Origin of the sequence: Cellulosimicrobium sp. JZ28, from assembly GCF_015327065.1 — a bacterium.
Lineage (GTDB): Bacteria > Actinomycetota > Actinomycetes > Actinomycetales > Cellulomonadaceae > Cellulosimicrobium > Cellulosimicrobium funkei.
In genome coordinates, this window is record NZ_CP017660.1 from 2824739 (window position 1) to 2844599 (window position 19861).

Here is a 19861-nt window from a genome sequence, read left to right on the forward strand (position 1 = left end):
GACCCCATGACCGGCACGACGCACGACGCCGCGCGGCCCGCACCCGACCGCCCCTGGGCGGGCGACGTCGTCGGGCCCCGGACCAAGGGGCTGCGGCTCCCGGCCGGGACCACCGTCGCGGACGTGCTCGCGGGCTCGCCGCGCGTCACCGACACCGCGTTCTCCTGGCCGCTGCTCACGCTCGACGACGCGGCGCTCGACCACAACGTCGGCACCGTCGCGCGCGTGTGCGCCGAGCGCGGGGTCGAGCACGCGCCGCACGTGAAGACGACGATGTCCCGCGCGCTCTACGCGCGCCAGGCTACGGCCGGGGCGTGGGGCGCGACGGTCGCGACGCCGTCCCAGCTGCGCACGGTGCGCGACTGGGGCGTGCCACGCGTGCTGCTCGCCAACGAGCTGCTCGACCCGCGCGAGATCGCGTGGCTGCGCGACGACCTGGCGCGCGCCGAAGCCGCGGGAGGCGACGACGAGGTGTGGCTGTGCGTCGACTCGCCGCACGGGGTCGACCTGCTCGCCCGCGGGTTCGCCGACGCCCCGGCCGCCGTCCGCGCGCGCCTCGGCGTGCTCGTCGAGCTCGGTGTCCCCGGCGGGCGCACCGGCGTCCGCAGCACCGCCGCGGCGCTCGACCTCGCGCGCGCTCTCCGCGCGTCGGGCCTGCGCCTGCTCGGCGCGACGGGGTACGAGGGCTCGGTCGTGGGCGGCACGACCGCCGACGAGCTCGGCGCCGTCGCCGCCTGGTGCGAGGACCTGCGCACGCTCGGCACCGCGTTCGTGCGCGAGGGTCTCGCGGGCGTGGACGAGCCGCTCGTGCTGTCGGCGGGCGGCAGCTCGTTCCTCGACGTCGTGCTCGCCGGGCTGCCCGGCCCGGTCCCCGGCGCGGACGGGCGCGAGGTCGAGGTCCGCGTCGTCGTGCGCTCGGGCGCGTACGTGACGCACGACCACGGCTTCTACTCGCGCACCGACCCGTGGAGCCGCATCCCCGGCGCCGAGCCGCTGCGCGCCGCCGCGACCGTCTGGGGCCAGGTGCTCTCCGTCCCGGAGCCCGGGCTCGCGGTCTGCGGCATCGGCCGGCGCGACGTCTCGTTCGACATCGACCTGCCCGTCGCGCTCTGGCTGCGCTCGCAGTCCGACGACGGCTGGCTCGCCCCGCGCGAGCTCGCCGGCACCCGTGTCACCGCGCTCAACGACCAGCACCTCTACCTCGCGCTGGACGCGGACGGGGCCGGGGCCGGGCAGGTCGGCGGCCCCGCCACCGCCCAGGTCCGCCCGGGCGACGTCGTCGGCTTCGGCATCTCCCACCCCTGCACGACCTTCGACCGGTGGCGCGTCGCCGCCGTCGTGCGGGGCGACGAGGTCGTGGACCTCGCGACGATCGACCTCTGACCGACCCACACCGCTGACCCACTCCGACCCCGCACGACACCCGGACACCCGGACACCCCGAGAGGACCCCGCATGACCACCGAGAAGACCGCGATCTCCACCCCCGACGCCCCGGCCCCCGCGCACACGTTCCACCAGGGCGTGCGCAAGGGACCGTTCGTCCAGGTCTCGGGCCAGGGGCCCGTCGACCCGGCGACGAACGAGTACCTCTACCCCGGCGACGTCGCCGCGCAGACCACGCGCACGCTCGAGAACGTGCGCGCCATCGTCGAGGCGTCCGGCGCCACGTTCGACGACGTCGTCATGCTCCGCGTGTACCTCACGAAGCGCGAGGACTTCCCGATCATGAACGACGCCTACGGCGCGTTCGTCGCGCAGCACACCACGAAGGGCGTGCTCCCCAGCCGCACCACGGTCTTCACGGGTCTGCCGCGCGAGGAGATGCTCGTCGAGATCGACGCGTTCGCGATCACCGACTGACGCGCCACACAGCCCGCCTCGCCACGCTCCGCGCCGGGTCCCGCGCCGCCGCGTGGGACCCGGCGCGTAGCGTGCCGGGCGGGAGGTGACCGATGCTCGCGACGATCGCGGTGGAGGGCTACCGCTCGCTGCGGAGCCTCGTGCTGCCGCTCGGGCGGCTCACGGTCGTGACCGGGGCGAACGGGACGGGCAAGTCGAGCCTGTACCGCGCGCTGCGCCTGCTGTCCGGGTGCGCGCTCGGGGGCGCCGTCGGCGCGGTGGCCCGCGAGGGCGGGCTGCGGTCGACGCTCTGGGCCGGGCCCGAGCAGGGCGGTCGGGCGGCGCGCGCGGGGGGCCCGGTCCAGGGCACGCGCCGAACGGCACCCGTCGCGCTGCGCCTCGGGTTCGCGGGGGCCACGCCGGACGACCTGGGCTACGCGGTGGACCTCGGCCTGCCGCAGCACCCGGGGTCGGCGTTCGCCCTCGACCCGGAGATCAAGGTCGAGACCGTCTGGTCGGGGCCCGTCCCGCGGCCCGCGACGCTCCAGGTCGAGCGGCGCGGACCGGCCGTCCGCGTGCGCGACGACGCGGGCCGCTGGCAGTCCTCACCCGCGCGCCTGCGGCCCTTCGACAGCGTGCTCACCGAGCTCGTCGACCCGGTGGGCGCGCCGGAGGTCGTCGCGGTGCGCGAGCGCCTGCGGTCGTGGCGCTTCTACGACCAGCTGCGCACCGACGCCGACGCCCCGGCGCGCTCGCCGCAGCTCGGCACCCGCACGCCCGTCCTCGCGCACGACGGCGCGGACCTCGCCGCAGCGCTGGAGACCGTGCGCGACCTGGGGCGCGGCGACGAGCTGGACGACGCCGTCGCCCGCGCCTTCCCCGGCAGCCGGCTCGCGGTGCACGCCGACGACGGCCGGTTCGAGGTCGCCTTCCACCAGGACGGCCTGCTCCGGCCGCTCACCGGCGCCGAGCTCAGCGACGGGACGCTGCGCTATCTCTTCCTCGTCGCCGCGCTGCTCTCGCCGCGACCGCCCGAGCTCCTCGTGCTCAACGAGCCGGAGACGAGTCTGCACCCCGACCTCCTGCCCGCGCTCGGCGCGCTCGTGCACGCGGCGGGCCGCGAGACGCAGGTCGTGGTCGTCACGCACGCGCCGCCGCTCGTCGAGGCGCTGCGCGACGCCGCCGCGTCGGGCCCGGCGGACCTGCCCGGCGCGGACGAGCTCGTGGAGGTCGAGCTCGTGCGGTCACCGTTCGGCGAGACGACGGTCGCCGGGCGCGAGGGGCTCCTCGACCAGCCCGCGTGGAGCTGGCCGAAGCGCTGACGGCGGCGCCGTCCCCCGGGAGCCGGCCGGGGGACGCGCCGGTCAGCGCCGCGACGCGACGTGCAGGCTCGTGACGGTCGCCGCGAGGTCGACGAGGCGGGACGCCGTGCGGTCGAGCAGCTCGTCGAGCGCGATGGGCCCGGGCGCGATGCTGAACGCCGCGGCGATCCCGGCCTCGCGCGCCTGGTGCGCGGGCAGCAGCACCCGGCCCGCGAGCACGACGACCGGAGGCCGGTGGGGTGCCTCCGCCGCGAGGGCGCCCATCGCGTCCGCGACCTTCCCGTTCACGGACTGCGAGTCGAACGACCCCTCGCCCGTGACGACGAGGTCGGCGGCGCGGATGGCAGCGGGCAGCCCGACCGCCTCGGCGACGAGGCGCGCGCCCGGCTCGAGCTCGGCGCCGAGGACGCCGACCATGCCCGCGGGAACGCCGCCCGCGGCGCCCGCACCCGCGAGCTCCGCCACGTCGACGCCGGTCTCCTGCACGAGGACTCCCGCCCAGCGCCGCAGCGCGTCGTCGAGGAACGCCACGTCCGCCGGCTGGGCGCCCTTCTGCGGTCCGAACACGTGCGCCGCGCCCCGCTCGCCGTGCAGGGGGTTGGTGACGTCGACCGCGAGGCGCCAGCGGACCTCGCGCGCCCGCGGGTGCAGGCCGGACAGGTCGAGCCGCGCGACCCGCGCGAGGCCCTCACCGCCGTCGGGCACAGTCGTCCCGTCGGCGTCGAGGAGCCGCGCGCCGAGGCCCGTGAGGATGCCCGCGCCGCCGTCGGTGGACGCCGACCCGCCGAGGCACACGATCACCTCCTCGACGCCCGCGTCGAGCACGGCGGCCGCCGCGGCGCCCGTGCCGCGGGTGTGCGCGTGCAGGGGCTGGAGCGCGACGTCGCTCACCTGGGGCAGCCCGCTCGCCTCGGCGAGCTCGACCACGCCGAGGTGGCCGTCGGCCGAGACCCCGTAGCGCGCGGTGCGGGGACGGCCGATCGCGTCGACCGTGGAGACCTCCCGGGCCGGGACGCCCCACACGGCGAGCAGGGCCTCGAGCGTGCCCTCGCCGCCGTCGGCCATGGGGAGCTCGACGACCTCCGCGTCAGGGACGACGCTGCGCACGCCCGTCGCGACGGCGTGCGCGACGTCGGCGGCGCTCAGGCTGCCCTTGAACGAGTCGGGGGCGACGACGACGCGCAGCGGGCCGTCGGCGCGGGGCCCGGGGACGGGGTTCGGGGTGGTGCTCGGCGTTGAGGACACGCTCGCATCCTAGGCAGGCCGACGCGCGACGGCCCGCAGCGGAAGGGACGGACCGGACGTGTTCCGCGCCACAGCGCCGAGACCGCGAGGCCGGTACCGAGGCGGCCGGAGTGACCGCGTCGTCCGTGGGCGCGCGCTCAGGCGCCCGGGGCGCCCGCCGCGCGTCCCGGCGCGGCGTCCGGGATGTCCGACTGCGCGGCACGCAGCCGCTCGAGCAGCTCGCCGAGCGTCGCGAGGTCGGCGTCGTCGAGGGCGCCGCCCACGTACGTCGCGATGGCCCGGGCGTGCGCGCGGCCGGTCGTGCGCTGGAGCTCGCGGCCCGCCGGGGTGAGCCGGACGAGCGTGCCCCGCGCGTCGTCCGGCGGGGTCGCCCGGTCGACGAGGCCGCGCGCCGCGAGCCGGTCCACCATGCGGCTCAGCGAGGGCTGGCTGAGCAGGATGTACGCGTTGAGGTCGCGCAGCCGCATCCCGTCCTCGGGGCCCTTCGTCAGCGAGAACAGCACGTCGTACTCGCGCAGGGTCAGGCCGTCCCAGACCGGGTCGGACTGCAGCCGCCGCATGATCGCGACCTGGGCCCGGAAGAGGGACTCCCACGTCTCGACGGCGAGGCGCGCGCTCCCGGGGCCCGGCTCGGGACCCGCGTCGTCGGCGTGCTGCTGCGTCATGTCGCCCCCGGACGGCTCGGTCGATGCGTTCGCATCGACCCTACCCGCCGGGTGGCCGGTCAGCGGCCCAGGCGGCGTTCGCGCTGCGAGTACGCGCGCAGCGCGCGCAGGTAGTCGACGCGACGGAAGTCGGGCCAGTACGCCTCGCAGAAGTAGAACTCCGAGTGCGCGCTCTGCCAGAGCAGGAAGCCGCCGAGGCGCTGCTCGCCCGACGTGCGGATGACGAGCTCCGGGTCCGGCTGGCCCTTGGTGTAGAGGTGCTCCTCGATGTGCTCGACGTCGAGGTTCTCCGCGAGGTCCTGCAGGCGCGCCCCCGCGGCGGCCTGCTCGCGCAGGTACGACCGCACGGCGTCGGCGATCTCGTGGCGCCCGCCGTAGCCGATCGCGACGTTGACCTGGAGCCCGTCGACGGCGGCCGTGCGCTGCTGGGCGTCGCGCAGCGCCGCCGTGAGCCGCTCGGGCAGCAGGTCGAGCCGGCCCATGACCCGCAGGCGCCAGCGGCCCGTCTCGGCGAGGTCGCGCACGGCGTCCTCGATGATGTCGAGCAGCGCCGACAGCTCCTCCTGCGAGCGCGACAGGTTGTCGGTCGAGAGCATCCACAGCGTGACGACCTCGACGCCGAGGTCCTCGCTCCAGCCCAGGAACTCCGTGATCTTGTCGGCGCCCCGGCGGTGCCCGGTCGCCGTGGACTCCCCGAACGAGCGCGCCCACCGCCGGTTGCCGTCGAGGATGACCCCCACGTGGCGCGGGACGCTCTCGCGCGAGAGGGTCGCCGCGAGGCGACGCTCGTAGAGTCCGTAGACGGGGCGGGGCAGGCGCACGCTGGTTCCTCGGCGATGGGCGGACGGGGACGCCCGGCGGGCGCGCCCCGGTGGGGGCGCTCGGGCCGAACCCGCACACGCTACCGCTCGCCCGCGCCCGGTCCGGCGGGCCGGGACCGCTCCGCACGCCCCTGCCCAGGATCTTCACACCGCGGGGCGGGGACGGGTCGCAAACCTACGTTGGCGTAACTTACGATGGCGTAGGTTGGTGTGGGAGCCCCGCGCCGGCCTCTTCCGTGCCCGGACACACACCACCGAGGAGACGTCGTGGACCGACCGACCGACCGCGACCGCACCCCGAGCGCCCCGCCCGCCGACCCGGACCCCGCACATGCACCCGGCACCGACGCGCTCGAGTCCGTCCGCGAGAACGTGGGCGACGCCGTCGCGAAGGTCGCCGAGGTCGTCAAGCCGCGCCTGCGGGGCTGGATCCACGCGGGGACGTTCCCCGTCGCCCTCGTCGCGAGCATCGTGCTCGTGCTCGTCGCGCCGCCCGTGGCGGGCAAGGTCGCGTGCGCCGTCTTCGGCCTCAGCGCGTGCCTGCTGTTCGGCACGAGCGCGGTCTACCACCGCGGCACGTGGTCGCCGCGCGTCGCGGGCGTGCTCCGCCGCGCCGACCACTCGAACATCTTCCTCATCATCGCGGGCACCTACACGCCCCTCGCCGTGCTCCTGCTCCCCCAGCGGACCGCGACGATCCTGCTCGCGATCGTGTGGAGCGGGGCCCTGCTCGGCCTCCTCGCCCGGATCCTGTGGCTCGACGCCCCGCGGTGGGTGTACGTGCCCATCTACGTCGCGCTCGGGTGGGTCGCGGTGGGCTACATGCCCCAGTTCTGGACGACGACGAACGGCCCGGCGATCGTCTGGCTCGTCGCCGTCGGCGGCCTCGCCTACACGCTGGGCGCCGTCGTCTACGGCGTCAAGAAGCCCAACCCCAGCCCGCGCTGGTTCGGCTTCCACGAGATCTTCCACGTGCTCACGGTCGTCGGCTACGGGTGCCACTACGCCGCGATCCTCGTCGCGGCGCTCGCCGCGCGCTGAGCGCCCGTCGCGCGGAGCGCCCACCCGGGCGCCCCGCGTCGGCTCAGTCCTTCGGGACGACGACGTAGCGCCGGTTCGCGAGCGACGGGTTGCGCTCGCGCACCGCGGCCAGCGCGGCCGGGTCGAGGTCCGCGCTGCGCAGCTCCGCGCGCTCGCCGAGCTCCAGCCCCACCTGGCCGTCGGGGCCGACGAGCAGGGAGCGCCCGGTCACGCCCCGGCCCGCCTGGCCCACGGCGAGCACGACGGCGGTGTTCTCGATCGCGCGGGCCCGCGCGAGGGTGCGCCACTGGTCCGCCTTGAGCTCGCCCGCCGCCCAGGCGGCCGGCACCACAAGCACGTCGGCGCCCGCGTCCACGAGGCGCCGCGCGCTCTCCGGGAAGCGCAGGTCGTAGCAGGTCATGACGCCGAACGTCAGGTCGCCGACGCGCAGCACGAGCGGCGGCGCGGCCGGGTCCCCCGCGTCGAGCCGGTCCGACTCGCGGTGACCGAAGGCGTCGTAGAGGTGCACCTTGCGGTACGTCCCCACGAGGTCGCCCGCGGCGGCCACCGCCACGACGACGTTGACCGCCCGGCCGGGCGCGCTGCCCGGCACGAGGGTCCCCGCCACGACCGCGACACCGTGCTCGCGCGCGAGCCGGCGCAGCGTGCCGACGAACGGCCCGTCCAGCGGCTCCGCGTGCTCCGCGCCGGTGCCGCGCGGGTCGAACGCCGCGGCGTACTCCGGCAGCACCAGCAGGTCGGCGCGCACGCGCGCTGCCTCCCGGAACGCCGCACCGACGGTCACGAGGTTCGCGGCGTGGTCGGCCGAGACCTCGAGCTGCCCGATCGTGACGCGAGCGCCGGTCGCCACGGTCAGCCCTGCCGCTCCGGGCCGCTCTCGGCCGGGCCGCGCCCGTCGCGGGTGCCGCCGGACGTGGAGCTGTCCGGCGCGGCGCCGTCGGACGCGGCGCTGTCGGACGCGGAGCCGTCCGGTCCGGAGCCGGCGGTCGCGGAGCCGTCCGGTCCGGAGCCGGCGGTCGCGGAGCCGTCCGGTGCGGAGCCGGCGGTCGCGGAGCCGGCGGGGGTCTCCGGAGCGGTGGCGTCGACCGGGCCGTCCGGGCCGATCCCCTGGGTCTCGGCGTTGTGCCGCATGCGTCGGAGCTGGCGCGAGAGCCCGAAGAACAGGGCCACGGTCGCGAGCGCCACGGCGAAGATCGCGAGGAACCCGGCGAGGCCGGGCGACACGTCGTTCGGGTCCAGGTCCTCGCGCAGCGGGTCGTCCGACGGGCTCGGCGTCGCGGTCTCCGCGACGACGTCCGCCGCCCAGCCCGGGCCGCCCGCGAGCGTCGGCACGTCGAGGAAGGGTGCCGCGCTCACGAGGCCACCTCCTCGCCCGCGACGAGCTCCCGCACGCCGGCGAACAGGTCGTCCTCCGGCAGGTCCGTCGGGACGCGCGACTCCGCGAGCTCGAACTCCTCGAACGGCCACACGTCGACCTCGAGGTCGCGCGGGATCGCGAAGAAGAAGCCCTCCGGGTCGATCTGCGACGCGTGCGCGATGAGCGCCGCGTCACGCTGGGCGTAGTAGCGCGCCACGTGGACGCGCGTCGTGACCTCGCGCTCGGGATCTCCCGCGCGGACCGCGACTCGACCCAGTCGCCGAACGGCGACTCCAGGCCCGCGCCCTGCATCGCCTCGTGGAGCGTGCGGATGCGGTTCATCGAGAAGTCGTGGTTGTAGTACAGCTTGAGCGGCGACCAGGGCGCCGCGCCGCCCTCCCGGCGGTAGCGCTCCGGGTCGCCCGCGGCGTGGAACGCCTCGAACGCGACGCGGTGGCACATGACGTGGTCCGGGTGCGGGTAGCCGCCCGACGGGTCGTACGTCGTGACGACGTGCGGACGGAACTCGCGCACGAGCTCGACCAGCGGCGCGGCCGCCTCCTCGAGAGGCACGAGACCGAACGAGCCCTCGGGCAGCGGCGGCAGCGGGTCCCCCTCGGGCAGCCCCGAGTCGACGAACCCGAGCCACTGCTGCCGGACGCCGAGCGCGCGCGCCGCGGCGGCCATCTCGACGCGGCGCAGGGCGCGCATGCCCTCGATGTCCGCCGGGCCCTCGCCGAAGCTCGGGTTGAGGATGTCGCCACGCTCGCCCCCGGTGCACGTGGCGACGAGCACGTCCACGCCCTCGGCCGCGTAGCGCGCCGTCGTCGCGGCGCCCTTGCTCGACTCGTCGTCGGGGTGGGCGTGCACGGCCAGGAGACGGAGCGTCTCCGGCTGCTCGCGGTGGGTGGTCGATCCGGCCGCGGGTTCGGCCACTGGTCCTCCCGGGTGCGTCGTACGTCTCCTCGCGCGGCCTGGGACGCGGCAGGACGCCGTGGGTGCACGACGAGGGCCGGGGCTCTGCGAAGATGGGTCGAGGACATGATCCACCACCGCGCCCACACCTGACGAACCGCCGGCCACCGCCGGCACCCGCCGGGCCAGCGACCGGGGCGCGGCGGCACCGACCACGGGACCGCACCATGACGAACGAGACCACCGCCCCGCAGCCGAGCCCGAGCACGCCCCTGCGCCCTCCGGCGGGGCGGTACGGGCCCGAGCCCACCGAGCGGCGTCGGCGCCTGGCGGTCGTCGGGATCGTGCTCGTCGCGGTCGTCGGGCTCGCCATCACGTTCGTCATCGGGCTGCGCTACGCGAACGAGCCGGTGCGCTACAAGGACTTCGGGTACACCGTCGTCAGCCCGGAGCGCGTGGACGTCACGTTCGAGGTGTACATGGACCCCGGCACGACGGCGACGTGCACCCTCGACGCGCTCGCCGAGAGCTACGCGCAGGTCGGCACGGTCGACGTCACGGTCGGTCCCGTCGAGGTCACGGAGTCGCGCTACACCGTGAGCGTCGCGACGTCGGAGCTCGCCACGACGGGGATCGTCCAGTCCTGCCGCCCGGCTCCCTGAGCCGCCCGGCCGTCGTGCGGCCCGGCCGCCGCACTCCCGTCCGTCGTGCCGCCTGACCGCCCCGCCCCGCGCCGTCCGCACCTCGTGCTTTGCTATCCTGAGGGATTCCCGCACCCGACCGCGTGCGGCCCGCGGCCGGTGCTCGTGACAGGCGACCGACCACCGGGCGACCCGGCGGTCCGGCGGGAACCAGTCCTCCGCGCTGCCACCCGGGCAGCGTCACCGACCCGGGCAGGCAGGCGCTCGCGTGAGCACGCGCCCCGGCTGCCCGTCTCTGCACGGCCGTGCCCGGCGCGACCGTCGAACCATGGAAAGGAAGGAGCGAACCGTGACCGACACCACCGTCACCTGGCTGACCCAGGAGGCGCACGACAGGCTGCAGGCCGAGCTCGCCCACCTGTCCGGCGAGGGCCGCACCGAGATCGCGGAGCGCATCGCCGCCGCCCGTGACGAGGGCGACCTCAAGGAGAACGGCGGCTACCACGCCGCCCGCGAGGAGCAGGCCAAGAACGAGGCCCGCATCCGCGAGCTCACCGAGAAGCTGCGCAACGTGCGCATCGGCACGCCGCCGGACGACGGCAAGGTCGAGGCCGGCATGGTCGTCACGGCCGTCGTCGCGGGCGACGAGATGACGTTCCTCCTCGGCTCGCGCGAGATCGCCGGCACGACGGACCTCGACGTGTACTCGCCGACGTCTCCGCTCGGTGCCGCGATCGACGGCAAGACCGTCGGCGACGAGACCAGCTACACCGCTCCGAACGGCAACGAGATCGCCGTGAAGATCACCGCCGCGAAGCCCTTCGAGGGCTGACGCGCCCCCGGCGGCCGCACGCCGCCGGGCGAGACGTGAGAAGTGGCCCCTCCGACACGTGTCGGAGGGGCCACTTCTCGCTTCTCGGGTCTCGTCAGACCCGCGGCGACCCGCCGTCGCTGCGCTCGACGCGGTAGCCCGCGGAGCGCAGGTGCGCGACGAGCTCGTCGCAGTGCTCGGGGCCCTTGGTCTCGACCTGCATGCGCACCCACGCCTCGCCGATCGCGAGGCCCACGTCCGTGCGGTCGTGGTCGATGTGCATGATGTTGCCGCGCCTCGCCGCGATCGCCTCGAGCATGCGCGCGAGGGCGCCGGGGCGGTCGTCGAGCAGCACCTGGAGCTGGATGTACCGGCCCGCGGCGGCGAGGCCGTGCCGCACGACCCGCAGCAGCACGAGCGGGTCGACGTTGCCCCCGGACAGCACGACGACGACCGGTCCCTCGACCGGGTCCGCCGCGCCCGCGTCGACCGCGGCCGTCCCGGACAAGAGCGCCGCGACGCCGGTCGCGGCGGCGGGCTCCACGAGCAGCTTCGCGCGCTCGGCGACCATGAGGAGCGACCGGGAGATCTCCTCCTCGGTCACGGTGCGCACCTCGACGCCGTGGTGCGCGACGATCCCGAACGGCACCGCGCCCGGGGTCCCGACCGCGATGCCGTCGGCCATCGTCCCGGCGAGCCGGGCCGTCGTCGGCTCTCCTGCGGCGAGCGAGCCCGGGTAGGCCGCGGCACGCTCCGCCTGCACCCCGATGACGCGCACGTGCGGCGCGGCCTGCGCGAACGCCGCGGCGAGCCCGGCGACGAGCCCGCCGCCGCCGAGCGGGGCGACGACGGTCCGGACGTCGGGCACCTGCTCGAGGATCTCGAGCGCGATGGTCGCCTGGCCCGCGACGACGTCGGGGTGGTCGAACGGGTGGATGAAGACGGCGCCCGTGCGGTCGGCCTCGGCGCGCGCGGCGGCGAGCGTCTCGTCCACGTCGGCGCCGACGAGCCGGACCTCGGCGCCGTACTGGCGCGTCGCCGCGACCTTGGGGAGCGCGGCGTCGACCGGCATGTACACGACGGCCCGGATGCCGAGCAGTCCCGCGGCGAACGCGACGCCCTGCGCGTGGTTGCCCGCGCTCGCCGCGACGACGCCGCGCGCCTTCTCGTCGGCGCTCAGGCGCGCCATGCGCACGTAGGCGCCGCGGACCTTGAACGACCCCGCGCGCTGGAGGTTCTCGCACTTGAGCAGGACCCGGACGCCCGCCGCCTCGCTGATCGCCCGGGTGGTGTGGACCGGCGTGCGGTACGCGACGCCGTCGAGCAGGCGGGCGGCGTCGCGGACGTCGTCGAGCGGGACGGGCACGGGACCCGAGGTCACCGCGCCTCTCCCGGCGTGCCCTCGCCCGGTGCGTGGGCGACGCCGGCATCCTGCGTCTCGACGACCGCCGAGCCGCCGGCGTCGTGCGCCCGGCGACCGGGGCGGCGGGCGCCCGTGTCGTCGAGGTCGGACTCGGCGCGCGCGATGACGGGCGGCTGCGGGCTGCCGCGCACGACGACGCGGTCGTCGGTGCCGAGCTCGGGGAACTTGTCGTGGCCGTGCAGGTAGAGCACCACCGTGTTGAGCACCGCGGCGATCGGGACCGCGAACAGCGCGCCGACGATGCCCGCGGCGAAGCTGCCCGCCGCGACGACGAGCAGCACGGCGACGGGGTGCAGCGAGACCGCGTGCCCCATGAGGAAGGGCTGGAGGATGTGGCCCTCGATCTGCTGCACGAGCAGCACGATGCCGAGCATGACGAGCGCCTGCACCCAGCCCTGCGCGACGAGCACGACGAGCACCGCGATGGACCCGGTGACGATGGCACCGACGATCGGGATGAACGACCCGACGAAGACGAGGATGCCGAGCGGCAGCGCGAGCGACGGCACGAAGAACGCGGCGCCGACGCCGATGCCGACCGCGTCGACGGCGGCGACGAGGATCTGGGTGCGCGTGTACGCGGCGAGCGTCACGATGCCGCGACGGCCGGCCTGGTGCACGCGGTCGCGGGCGCGCAGCGGGAGCAGCCCCACGACCCACGACCAGATCGAGCGGCCGTCGAGCAGGAAGAAGAACGTGCAGAACAGGGCGATGAGGGCCCCGGCGAGCACGTGGCCGATGGTCGTCGCCGCGCCCAGCGCGCCCGAGACGATCGAGTCCTGGTTCTCGGACACCGCGGTCCCGGCCTGGTCGAGCCAGTGCGAGAGCGTGGTGGAGTCGAGGCCGAGCGGGCCGTCGGCGAGCCAGTTCGTGAACTGCTCGAAGCCCTCGACGGCCTGGTCGCGCAGGTCCTGGAAGCCGCTGACGATCTGCTGCCCCGCGATGGCGATGAGCCCCGCGACCACGACGATGAGCGCGATGAGCGCGGCGCCCGACGCGAGGCCGCGCGACATGCGCAGGTGCCGCCGGAAGAACCGCTGGACCGGCGTGAGGAGCACGGTGAGCAGCAGCGCCACCGCGATCGGCACGACGATCACCTTGAGCTGCGTCACGACCCACAGCCCGGCCGCGATCGCCGCACCGATGAGCAGCAAGCGCCACGACCACGCGGCGGCCGAGCGCACGGCGTCGGGCACGGCCGCTGCGCCGGGACGCGCGGGAGGAAGCGGGTCGGGGGTGCGGTGCTGGTCCGTCTGCGCGCTCACAGCGCAACCCTAGGGGAGCGGCCCCCGCCGCGCGCCCCTGCGCACGGCGAGCCCGCGCGGTGTGCGCAGGATCTCCCCGTCAGGCGAGCGCCTGCCCGAGGTCGGCGAGGAGGTCCTCGACGTCCTCGATGCCGACGGACAGCCGGACGAGGTCGTCGGGGACCTCGAGCGCCGTGCCCGCGACGGAGCCGTGCGTCATGCGGCCGGGGTGCTCGACGAGCGACTCGACCCCGCCGAGCGACTCCGCGAGCGTGAACACCCGCGTGCGCGCGCACACGTCGAGCGCCTTCGCCTCGCTGCCCACGCGGAACGAGACCATGCCGCCGAACCCGGACATCTGACGCGCGGCGAGCTCGTGGCCCGGGTGCGACGCGAGGCCCGGGTAGATCACCTCGGTCACGGCGGGGTGCGCGTCGAGGAACTCCGCGACGGCGGCCGCGTTCGTCTGGTGGCGGTCCATGCGCACCGCGAGCGTCTTGAGCCCGCGCAGCGTGAGCCACGCGTCGAACGGCCCGGCGACGGCGCCCGACGCGTTCTGGTGGAAGCCCACCGCCCCCGCGACGTCCGTGCCGCCCGCGGGCGACGCGAGCCCGCCGGGGAGCTGCGCGCCCGTCGCCACGACGAGCGCTCCCCCGACGACGTCGCTGTGGCCCCCGACGTACTTCGTGGTCGAGTGCACGACGACGTCCGCCCCCAGCGCGAGCGGCTGCTGGAGGTAGGGGGTCGCGAAGGTGTTGTCGACGACGAGCAGCGCCCCGGCGTCGTGCGCGACGCCCGCGAGCGCCGCGACGTCGCTCACGCCGAGCAGCGGGTTCGTGGGGGTCTCGACCCAGACGACGCGCGTCTCGGGGCGCACGGCCGCGCGCACGGCCTCGACGTCCGTGAGGTCGACGGGCGTGTGCTCGACGCCCCACGGCCCGAACACGCGGGCGATGAGGCGGTAGGTGCCGCCGTACGCGTCGTCGGGCACGATCACGTGGTCCCCGGGGCGCACGACGGCCCGCAGCAGCGTGTCCTCGGCGGCGAGGCCGGACGCGAAGGCGAACCCGCGCGCGGCGGGCGACCCGTCCGCCGTCGGGCGCAGGCCGCCGGACTCCGCGGCCGCGAGCGCCTCCTCCAGGGCGGTGCGCGTCGGGTTCGCGGAGCGCGAGTACTCGTAGCCGCCGCGCAGCCCGCCGACGCCGTCCTGCTTGTACGTCGAGACCTGGTGGATCGGCGGCACGACGGCGCCGGTCGTCGCGTCCGGGTCCTGGCCCGCGTGGATCGCACGCGTGGAGAAGCCGGTGGTGGTCCAGTCGGGGTGCTCGCTCGAGGTGGTCACCCGACCAGCCTAGGCGCACCCCCTGCGCCGAGCAGGCGGTCCTGGTCCGTCCCGCTACCCGGACGAGCCAGGACCACCTGCTCGACGGCGGCCATGGCGGCGGCCATGGCGACGGCGGCGGGGCGGTGGCGGCGGGGCGGTGGCGGCCGCGACCGCCGCGGGGCACGGTAGGGAGGCGGGCGGCGACCGTCGTCCGACGACCCGGAAGGAGCCCGCGCATGAGGATCGACCTGGACGGCAGGAGGGCGCTCGTCACCGGCTCGGCGCAGGGCATCGGGCTCGCGATCGCGCGCACGCTCGCGGCGTGCGGCGCGGCGGTCGTCGTCAACGGGCGCTCCGAGGAGACGGCGCAGCGGGCCGCCGCGGACGTGCGCGAGCACGTGCCCGGGGCGGACGTGCTGGGCGTGGCCGCGGACCTCGCGACCGACGAGGGGACGGCGACCGTGCTCGACGCCGTGCCGCACGTCGACGTGCTGGTGAACAACCTCGGCATCTTCTCGAGCGCGGACCCGCTCGCGATCGACGACGCCACGTGGCGCCGCTACTTCGAGGTGAACGTCCTCGCGGGCGTGCGGCTCACGCGCGCGTACCTGCCGGGGATGACGGAGCGCGGCTGGGGCCGGGTGCAGTTCGTCGGGAGCGACTCGGCGGTCGTGATCCCGGCCGAGATGATCCACTACGGCGTGACGAAGACGGCGCTGCTCGGCGTCTCGCGCGGGTTCGCCAAGGCGGCGGCGGGCACGGGCGTCACGGTGAACAGCGTGCTCGCCGGGCCCACGCACACGGGCGGGGTGGAGGCGTTCGCGCGCGAGCTCGTCGGCGACGAGCTGCCGTGGGACGAGGCGCAGCGCGTGTTCATGCGCGAGCACCGCCCGCAGTCGCTGCTCCAGCGCCTCATCGAGCCGGAGGAGATCGCGCACATGGTCGCCTACCTCGCGTCACCGCTCGCGTCGGCGACGACCGGCGCCGCGGTGCGCGTCGACGGCGGGTACATCGACTCGATCGTCCCGTGAGAGGCTCGGGCCGGACGCACTCCCGGCCCCCCGGGTCGCGGTGCGTCCGCGGAACACCGACCGCCCCCGCCGCGTTCTACCCCGTGCCAGGACGATGCGTCGTGGGCCAGCGCCCCGGTCGTCCGGGCACCTCAGGAGGTAAGCGATGAACTCGATCTTCGACGCGATCTTCGGCTCGTCCGGCAAGACGACGATGATCGCACCCGAGGACGCGCTGCCCGGGCGTCAGTCGCCCGTACTGCAGGCGCCGCGTCCCCATACCGTGCTCGGCACCTCGATCACCGGCCCGTGGCCCGAGGGCACGCGCGTGCTCTACCTGGCGATGGGCTGCTTCTGGGGCGCCGAGGAGATCTTCTGGCAGGTCCCCGGGGTGGTGAGCACCGCCGTCGGCTACATGGGCGGCACGACCCCGAACCCCACCTACGAGGAGGCGTGCACCGCGCGCACCGGCCACACCGAGACGGCGCTCGTCGCGTACGACCCGACGAAGGTCTCCGAGGAGGAGCTGCTCAAGATCTTCTGGGAGCGCCACGACCCGACGCAGGGCTACCGCCAGGGCAACGACGTCGGCACCCAGTACCGGTCCGCCGTGTACTGGACGACGCTCGAGCAGGAGCGAGCCGTCCGTGAGACGGCGGCGCGCTACTCCGCGGTGCTCGAGGCCAAGGGGTACGACCCGGTGACGACCGAGATGCGCCCCGCGGCCGAGGCCGGGCCGTTCTACTACGCCGAGGACTACCACCAGCAGTACCTCGACAAGAACCCGAACGGCTACCGCTGCCACGCGACCACGGGGGTCCCGTTCCCGAGCGCCGCGTAGCCGTCCGGCCGCGTGCCGCGGTCCGGCCCTCGGGGTCCGGGCTGCGGCACGCGTCCTCAGGTACCGAGGCGACGACCTCTGCCCCAGGCAGATCGGCAAATGCTCCACGCCCTGGTGGTGTCGGTACCCGAGGGTGGTCCGTGTCGACGTCGACAGGCGGCCGCGACCGTCCCTGGAGAGACGGTCGTCCAGGCAGGGGTAAGCCCCAGGCGCTTGCGTCAGAGGCGGCACTGGGGCGTTCGTCGTCGACGCTATCATCCCGGCATGACTCAGGGCGAGGGGGCGCACGAGAGCGATGGGGGCACAGGTACGAGCCAGGGAGCGCCTACGTCATTGGTGGTCTGGGAGCTCCTGTCCGAACCGCGCATGGCGCCCTACCTGCGGGTCGCGGACGACGACCGGGCTCGAGCGCTCGATCTCTACGAGTGGAGCTGTCGCACGGCCTCCGCGGCGTTCGAGATCGTCGGCCATCTCGAGGTCCTGATGCGCAACGCCCTCGACCGTGCGCTCGCAGAGCACTTCCGCGAACGCGCCGTGGGCATCCCGTGGTTCCTGCTGCCGGCGCCCGGCGGGGAGTCCGTCGCGGAGCAGGTCGAGACGGTGCGATCTCGCTTGCGCCCACGGGGCCAGGAGAGTCGGCACCAGATCGTCGCGGGACTGAGCTTCGGGTTCTGGTCCGGTCTGCTGGGGTCACGCTACGAAGAGCTGTGGCGAGATGCCGTCCGCCACGCGTTCCCCTACAGCGACGGGCGGAGGAAGCAGGTCTCGTCGGCCGTGGAACGAGTCCGGAAGTTCCGGAACCGGCTCGCCCATCACGACTCCATGGTGAACGTCGACGTCCCGTTCGAGATCAGGCAGGTCGTCGAGCTCGCGGGATTCATCGATCCCGCCGCTGCGCGGTGGCTGGAGCAGTGCTCACGCGCGATGGACGTCTACCGTGAACGACCGGTCACCATCGAGGACACCGTCGTCGTGCCTGCTCCCGACGCGTGGCCCCTGTACGAAGGACATCGCGCGTACGTCTGTCAGGCTGCGCGCGCCTTCCGCCCCGTCGAGAGGATGGCTTTCTACGCGGACCGGCAGATCATGTCGGACGTGCCCAGGATCCAGCACCGCCGGGACGACGTGGCGTGGACGGACGAGGAGGCGGCACGCCTCGAACGGTCGTCGGACCGCTTCGACCGCCGGATAGCCCGCCTGATCCCTGCTGCCCGCCAGGCAGGCTGGACCGGCGGTCGGTACCAGGTGTTCCTCCTCTCCGCGCCAGGCGACCCTCGACACCGGTCGCTACGACAGCCGATCCCGCACCTCGCGACCGGACGCGGATCTGCGTTCGTCCAGCGCCAGCGGTACGTCTCTCTGCACGCGCTCGAGACGGCCGACACCACCGCAGACCTCGATCGACGTGGATGAGGGTCGGGAGCGCCGGAGGGAGCCCCGTTCTCGGGTACCGCTCAGGCGTCGGGCGCGGCAGTCCTCGTGGGGCACGCTGAAGTGCCGAGCCGCGGGCCCTCGGAGGGACGCGTGAGCCGAGCGAGCGAGCGACCGGGCGCGCACCGTGCGTAGATGGAGGGCATGACCTTGATCCCCACCCTCGCGGCGCAGGACGGCACGACGATCCCCGCGATCGGACTCGGCACCTACCGGCTCCAGGGCGAGGAGGGTGCGGACGCCGTCGCGCGCGCGATCGACGCGGGGTACCGGTTGATCGACTCCGCGTTCAGCTACGAGAACGAGGGCGCCGTGGGTGCGGCGGTGCGCCGCGCGGGCGTCGCACGCGAGGACGTGCTCGTGACGTCGAAGCTCCCCGGGCGCCACCACGCGCACGACGACGCCGTCCGGACGGTCGAGGAGTCGGTGCTGCGCACGGGCCTGGACCAGATCGACCTGTACCTCGTGCACTGGCCCAACCCGCGCGTGGGCCGGTACGTCGAGGCGTACGAGGCGCTCGTGGAGTGCCGCGACCGGGGCCTGGTCCGGCACGTCGGGGTCTCGAACTTCCTGCCGGAGCACCTGGACGCGGTGATCGCGGCGACGGGCGTGACGCCCGTCGTGAACCAGGTCGAGCTGCACCCGTACTTCCCGCAGCCGCTCCAGCGCGCGGCCGACGCGGAGCGGGGCGTCGTCACGGAGGCGTGGAGCCCGATCGGTCGCGCGAACGACCTGCTCCGGGACCCGGTCGTCACGCAGGTCGCGGCCGCGCACGGCGTCTCCCCGGTGCAGGCGATCCTGCGCTGGCACGTGCAGCTCGGCGTCGTGCCGCTGCCGAAGGCGTCGTCGCCGGAGCGTCAGCGCGAGAACCTCGACGTCTTCTCGTTCGAGCTGACCACGCACGAGATGAACGCCCTGACGGGGCTCGCCCGGGCGGACGGGCGCACGAACGACCAGGACCCGGCGGTGTACGAGGAGCTGTAGCGCCGGGGACCGCGCGGCCCGGTCGCGGCCCGGTCCCGGCGCGGCGGCGCGCGCCCGGGCCCGCGGGTCGTGGCACCGTGTGCGCGTGACCTCCGCCGCGCTCAGCCCGCTGCCCGACGCCGCCCGCCCGCCCTGGGCGGTCGGGTCGCCCCTGCGGCTGCTCGCCGCGGTCCTCGTGTCTGGCTCCGCGGTGCTGCTCTTCGCGGTCCACGCGCGCCCGCTCGGGTACGTCCCGCTCGTCCTCGGGGTCGCGCTCGGGCTGCTCGTGGACCGGCGCCTCGGCCGCGACCTCGCGCTGGTCGGCGTCGGGATGGGGATCATCTCGACGATCTCGCTGAAGGCCGACCTGTCCGACGCCGGCATGGTGCGCTTCGCCGTCGTGCTCTCCCTCGCGGTGCTCGTCCCGTGGGCGCTGTCCCGCTTCGTCTTCCGCGAGGACGCCGTCACGTTCCCCGTCGCGACGGGGCGCCGCTGGACGCGGGGGCAGGTCGTGTACCTGGTCGTGGTCGTCGTGGCGGGCTACCTGATCCTGCCGTTCTACTTCATCGGGTCGGGCGCGTACCTCAACTGGCCGCCGATCACGGGCGGCGCGGAGATCGCGCGCCTGTTCGTCGGCGTCAACGCGGTGGGCATCTGGGACGAGCTGTTCTTCGTGTGCGTGGTCTTCGCGCTGTACCGCGAGCACTTCGGGGTGTGGACGGCGAACCTGCTCCAGGCGACGGTCTTCGTGTCGTTCCTCTGGGAGCTCGGCTACCGCGAGTGGGGCCCGCTGCTCACCGTGCCGTTCGCGCTCGTCCAGGGCTGGATCTTCTCCTGGAGCAAGTCGCTCACCTACGTCGTGGCCGTCCACCTGCTGTTCGACGTCGTGGTGTTCGCCGTGCTCGTGCACGCCCACCACCCGGAGCTGTTCGACGTCTTCGTCACCGCGCCGCGCTGACGGCGCG

The 19861-nt window shown here is 75.1% G+C and carries 19 protein-coding genes and 1 pseudogene; 11 read left to right on the forward strand and 9 right to left on the reverse strand.

Annotated features, from left to right (window positions below; translation table 11 throughout):
* The first annotated feature begins 6 nt into the window (after positions 1–6).
* From BJP59_RS12700 to BJP59_RS12710, 3 genes are all read left to right on the forward strand, one after another.
* On the forward strand, positions 7–1383 hold the full coding sequence (locus tag BJP59_RS12700) for an alanine racemase (protein WP_194521099.1): 1377 nt from the start codon (positions 7–9) through the stop codon (positions 1381–1383).
* Positions 1384–1455: 72 nt separating this feature from the next.
* Positions 1456–1863, forward strand: a complete 408-nt coding sequence (locus BJP59_RS12705; RefSeq protein ID WP_021483739.1) for a RidA family protein — start codon at positions 1456–1458, stop codon at positions 1861–1863.
* A gap of 92 nt (positions 1864–1955) precedes the next feature.
* Positions 1956–3164, forward strand: a complete 1209-nt coding sequence (locus BJP59_RS12710) for an AAA family ATPase (protein ID WP_194521100.1) — start codon at positions 1956–1958, stop codon at positions 3162–3164.
* 42 nt (positions 3165–3206) lie between these two features.
* Here the strand turns inward: BJP59_RS12710 and BJP59_RS12715 are convergent, their stop codons facing one another.
* The 3 genes from BJP59_RS12715 to BJP59_RS12725 all read right to left on the reverse strand — a co-directional run bounded on the left by BJP59_RS12715 (position 3207) and on the right by BJP59_RS12725 (position 5895).
* Complete coding sequence (locus BJP59_RS12715) at positions 3207–4409, reverse strand: glycerate kinase (RefSeq protein WP_194521101.1); 1203 nt, start codon at positions 4407–4409, stop codon at positions 3207–3209.
* A 137-nt stretch (positions 4410–4546) separates the two neighbouring features.
* Positions 4547–5074, reverse strand: coding sequence for a MarR family winged helix-turn-helix transcriptional regulator (locus BJP59_RS12720; protein ID WP_194521102.1), 528 nt, complete (start codon positions 5072–5074; stop codon positions 4547–4549).
* A gap of 59 nt (positions 5075–5133) precedes the next feature.
* Positions 5134–5895 carry an isoprenyl transferase gene (locus BJP59_RS12725; protein ID WP_043655243.1) on the reverse strand — a complete coding sequence of 254 codons (762 nt, stop codon included), beginning with the start codon at positions 5893–5895 and terminating at the stop codon, positions 5134–5136.
* Positions 5896–6267: 372 nt separating this feature from the next.
* On the opposite strand from BJP59_RS12725, the gene trhA reads away from it, so the two are divergent.
* The gene (gene trhA, locus BJP59_RS12730; RefSeq protein WP_228485433.1) at positions 6268–6936 is read left to right on the forward strand and encodes a PAQR family membrane homeostasis protein TrhA; all 669 of its coding nucleotides are present in this window, start codon (positions 6268–6270) and stop codon (positions 6934–6936) included.
* 43 nt (positions 6937–6979) lie between these two features.
* Here trhA and BJP59_RS12735 read toward each other — a convergent pair whose 3' ends face one another.
* The 3 genes and pseudogenes from BJP59_RS12735 to mca form a co-directional block, all read right to left on the reverse strand.
* Complete coding sequence (locus BJP59_RS12735; protein WP_228485043.1) at positions 6980–7786, reverse strand: carbon-nitrogen hydrolase family protein; 807 nt, start codon at positions 7784–7786, stop codon at positions 6980–6982.
* A 2-nt stretch (positions 7787–7788) separates the two neighbouring features.
* Positions 7789–8292, reverse strand: a complete 504-nt coding sequence (locus tag BJP59_RS12740) for a hypothetical protein (RefSeq protein ID WP_194523152.1) — start codon at positions 8290–8292, stop codon at positions 7789–7791.
* Positions 8289–9169 (reverse strand): annotated as a pseudogene (gene mca / locus BJP59_RS12745) (mycothiol conjugate amidase Mca). The gene BJP59_RS12740 and the pseudogene mca overlap by 4 nt, the downstream one beginning before the upstream one ends.
* A gap of 266 nt (positions 9170–9435) precedes the next feature.
* Between mca and BJP59_RS12750 the strand changes: the two are divergent.
* Positions 9436–9870 carry a DUF4307 domain-containing protein gene (locus BJP59_RS12750; protein ID WP_194521104.1) on the forward strand — a complete coding sequence of 145 codons (435 nt, stop codon included), beginning with the start codon at positions 9436–9438 and terminating at the stop codon, positions 9868–9870.
* A 328-nt stretch (positions 9871–10198) separates the two neighbouring features.
* On the forward strand, positions 10199–10681 hold the full coding sequence (gene greA, locus BJP59_RS12755) for a transcription elongation factor GreA (protein WP_021483866.1): 483 nt from the start codon (positions 10199–10201) through the stop codon (positions 10679–10681).
* Between the two features lie 94 nt (positions 10682–10775).
* Here the strand turns inward: greA and ilvA are convergent, their stop codons facing one another.
* From ilvA to BJP59_RS12770, 3 genes are all read right to left on the reverse strand, one after another.
* A complete protein-coding gene (gene ilvA, locus BJP59_RS12760; protein ID WP_085387484.1) occupies positions 10776–12041 on the reverse strand; it encodes a threonine ammonia-lyase in 1266 nt (421 codons plus the stop codon).
* On the reverse strand, positions 12038–13348 hold the full coding sequence (locus BJP59_RS12765; RefSeq protein WP_194521105.1) for an AI-2E family transporter: 1311 nt from the start codon (positions 13346–13348) through the stop codon (positions 12038–12040). Before BJP59_RS12765 ends, ilvA begins: the two co-directional genes overlap by 4 nt.
* Positions 13349–13427: 79 nt before the next feature.
* Positions 13428–14669, reverse strand: coding sequence for a cystathionine gamma-synthase (locus BJP59_RS12770; RefSeq protein WP_034653371.1), 1242 nt, complete (start codon positions 14667–14669; stop codon positions 13428–13430).
* Between the two features lie 218 nt (positions 14670–14887).
* Here BJP59_RS12770 and BJP59_RS12775 point away from each other — a divergent pair, with 218 nt between their 5' ends.
* The 5 genes from BJP59_RS12775 (at position 14888) to BJP59_RS12795 (ending at position 19854) form a co-directional block, all read left to right on the forward strand.
* Complete coding sequence (locus BJP59_RS12775; protein WP_194521106.1) at positions 14888–15682, forward strand: SDR family NAD(P)-dependent oxidoreductase; 795 nt, start codon at positions 14888–14890, stop codon at positions 15680–15682.
* Between the two features lie 145 nt (positions 15683–15827).
* Entirely contained in the window at positions 15828–16502 is a 675-nt protein-coding gene (gene msrA / locus BJP59_RS12780) for a peptide-methionine (S)-S-oxide reductase MsrA (RefSeq protein ID WP_194521107.1), read from the forward strand.
* A gap of 366 nt (positions 16503–16868) precedes the next feature.
* On the forward strand, positions 16869–17915 hold the full coding sequence (locus BJP59_RS12785; RefSeq protein WP_228485044.1) for a hypothetical protein: 1047 nt from the start codon (positions 16869–16871) through the stop codon (positions 17913–17915).
* 162 nt (positions 17916–18077) lie between these two features.
* Complete coding sequence (locus BJP59_RS12790) at positions 18078–18917, forward strand: aldo/keto reductase (RefSeq protein ID WP_194521108.1); 840 nt, start codon at positions 18078–18080, stop codon at positions 18915–18917.
* Positions 18918–19026: 109 nt separating this feature from the next.
* On the forward strand, positions 19027–19854 hold the full coding sequence (locus BJP59_RS12795; RefSeq protein ID WP_034653394.1) for a CPBP family intramembrane glutamic endopeptidase: 828 nt from the start codon (positions 19027–19029) through the stop codon (positions 19852–19854).
* The last annotated feature ends 7 nt before the right edge of the window (positions 19855–19861 follow it).

Coding starts and splice junctions, on each gene's coding strand:
- BJP59_RS12785 (WP_228485044.1), top strand. CDS start 16,869: ATGGCGCCCTACCTGCGGGTCGCGGACGACGACCGGGCTCGAGCGCTC.
- BJP59_RS12720 (WP_194521102.1), bottom strand. CDS start 5,074: ATGACGCAGCAGCACGCCGACGACGCGGGTCCCGAGCCGGGCCCCGGG.
- BJP59_RS12775 (WP_194521106.1), top strand. CDS start 14,888: ATGAGGATCGACCTGGACGGCAGGAGGGCGCTCGTCACCGGCTCGGCG.
- msrA (WP_194521107.1), top strand. CDS start 15,828: ATGAACTCGATCTTCGACGCGATCTTCGGCTCGTCCGGCAAGACGACG.
- BJP59_RS12705 (WP_021483739.1), top strand. CDS start 1,456: ATGACCACCGAGAAGACCGCGATCTCCACCCCCGACGCCCCGGCCCCC.
- BJP59_RS12750 (WP_194521104.1), top strand. CDS start 9,436: ATGACGAACGAGACCACCGCCCCGCAGCCGAGCCCGAGCACGCCCCTG.
- BJP59_RS12700 (WP_194521099.1), top strand. CDS start 7: ATGACCGGCACGACGCACGACGCCGCGCGGCCCGCACCCGACCGCCCC.
- BJP59_RS12710 (WP_194521100.1), top strand. CDS start 1,956: ATGCTCGCGACGATCGCGGTGGAGGGCTACCGCTCGCTGCGGAGCCTC.
- BJP59_RS12790 (WP_194521108.1), top strand. CDS start 18,078: ATGACCTTGATCCCCACCCTCGCGGCGCAGGACGGCACGACGATCCCC.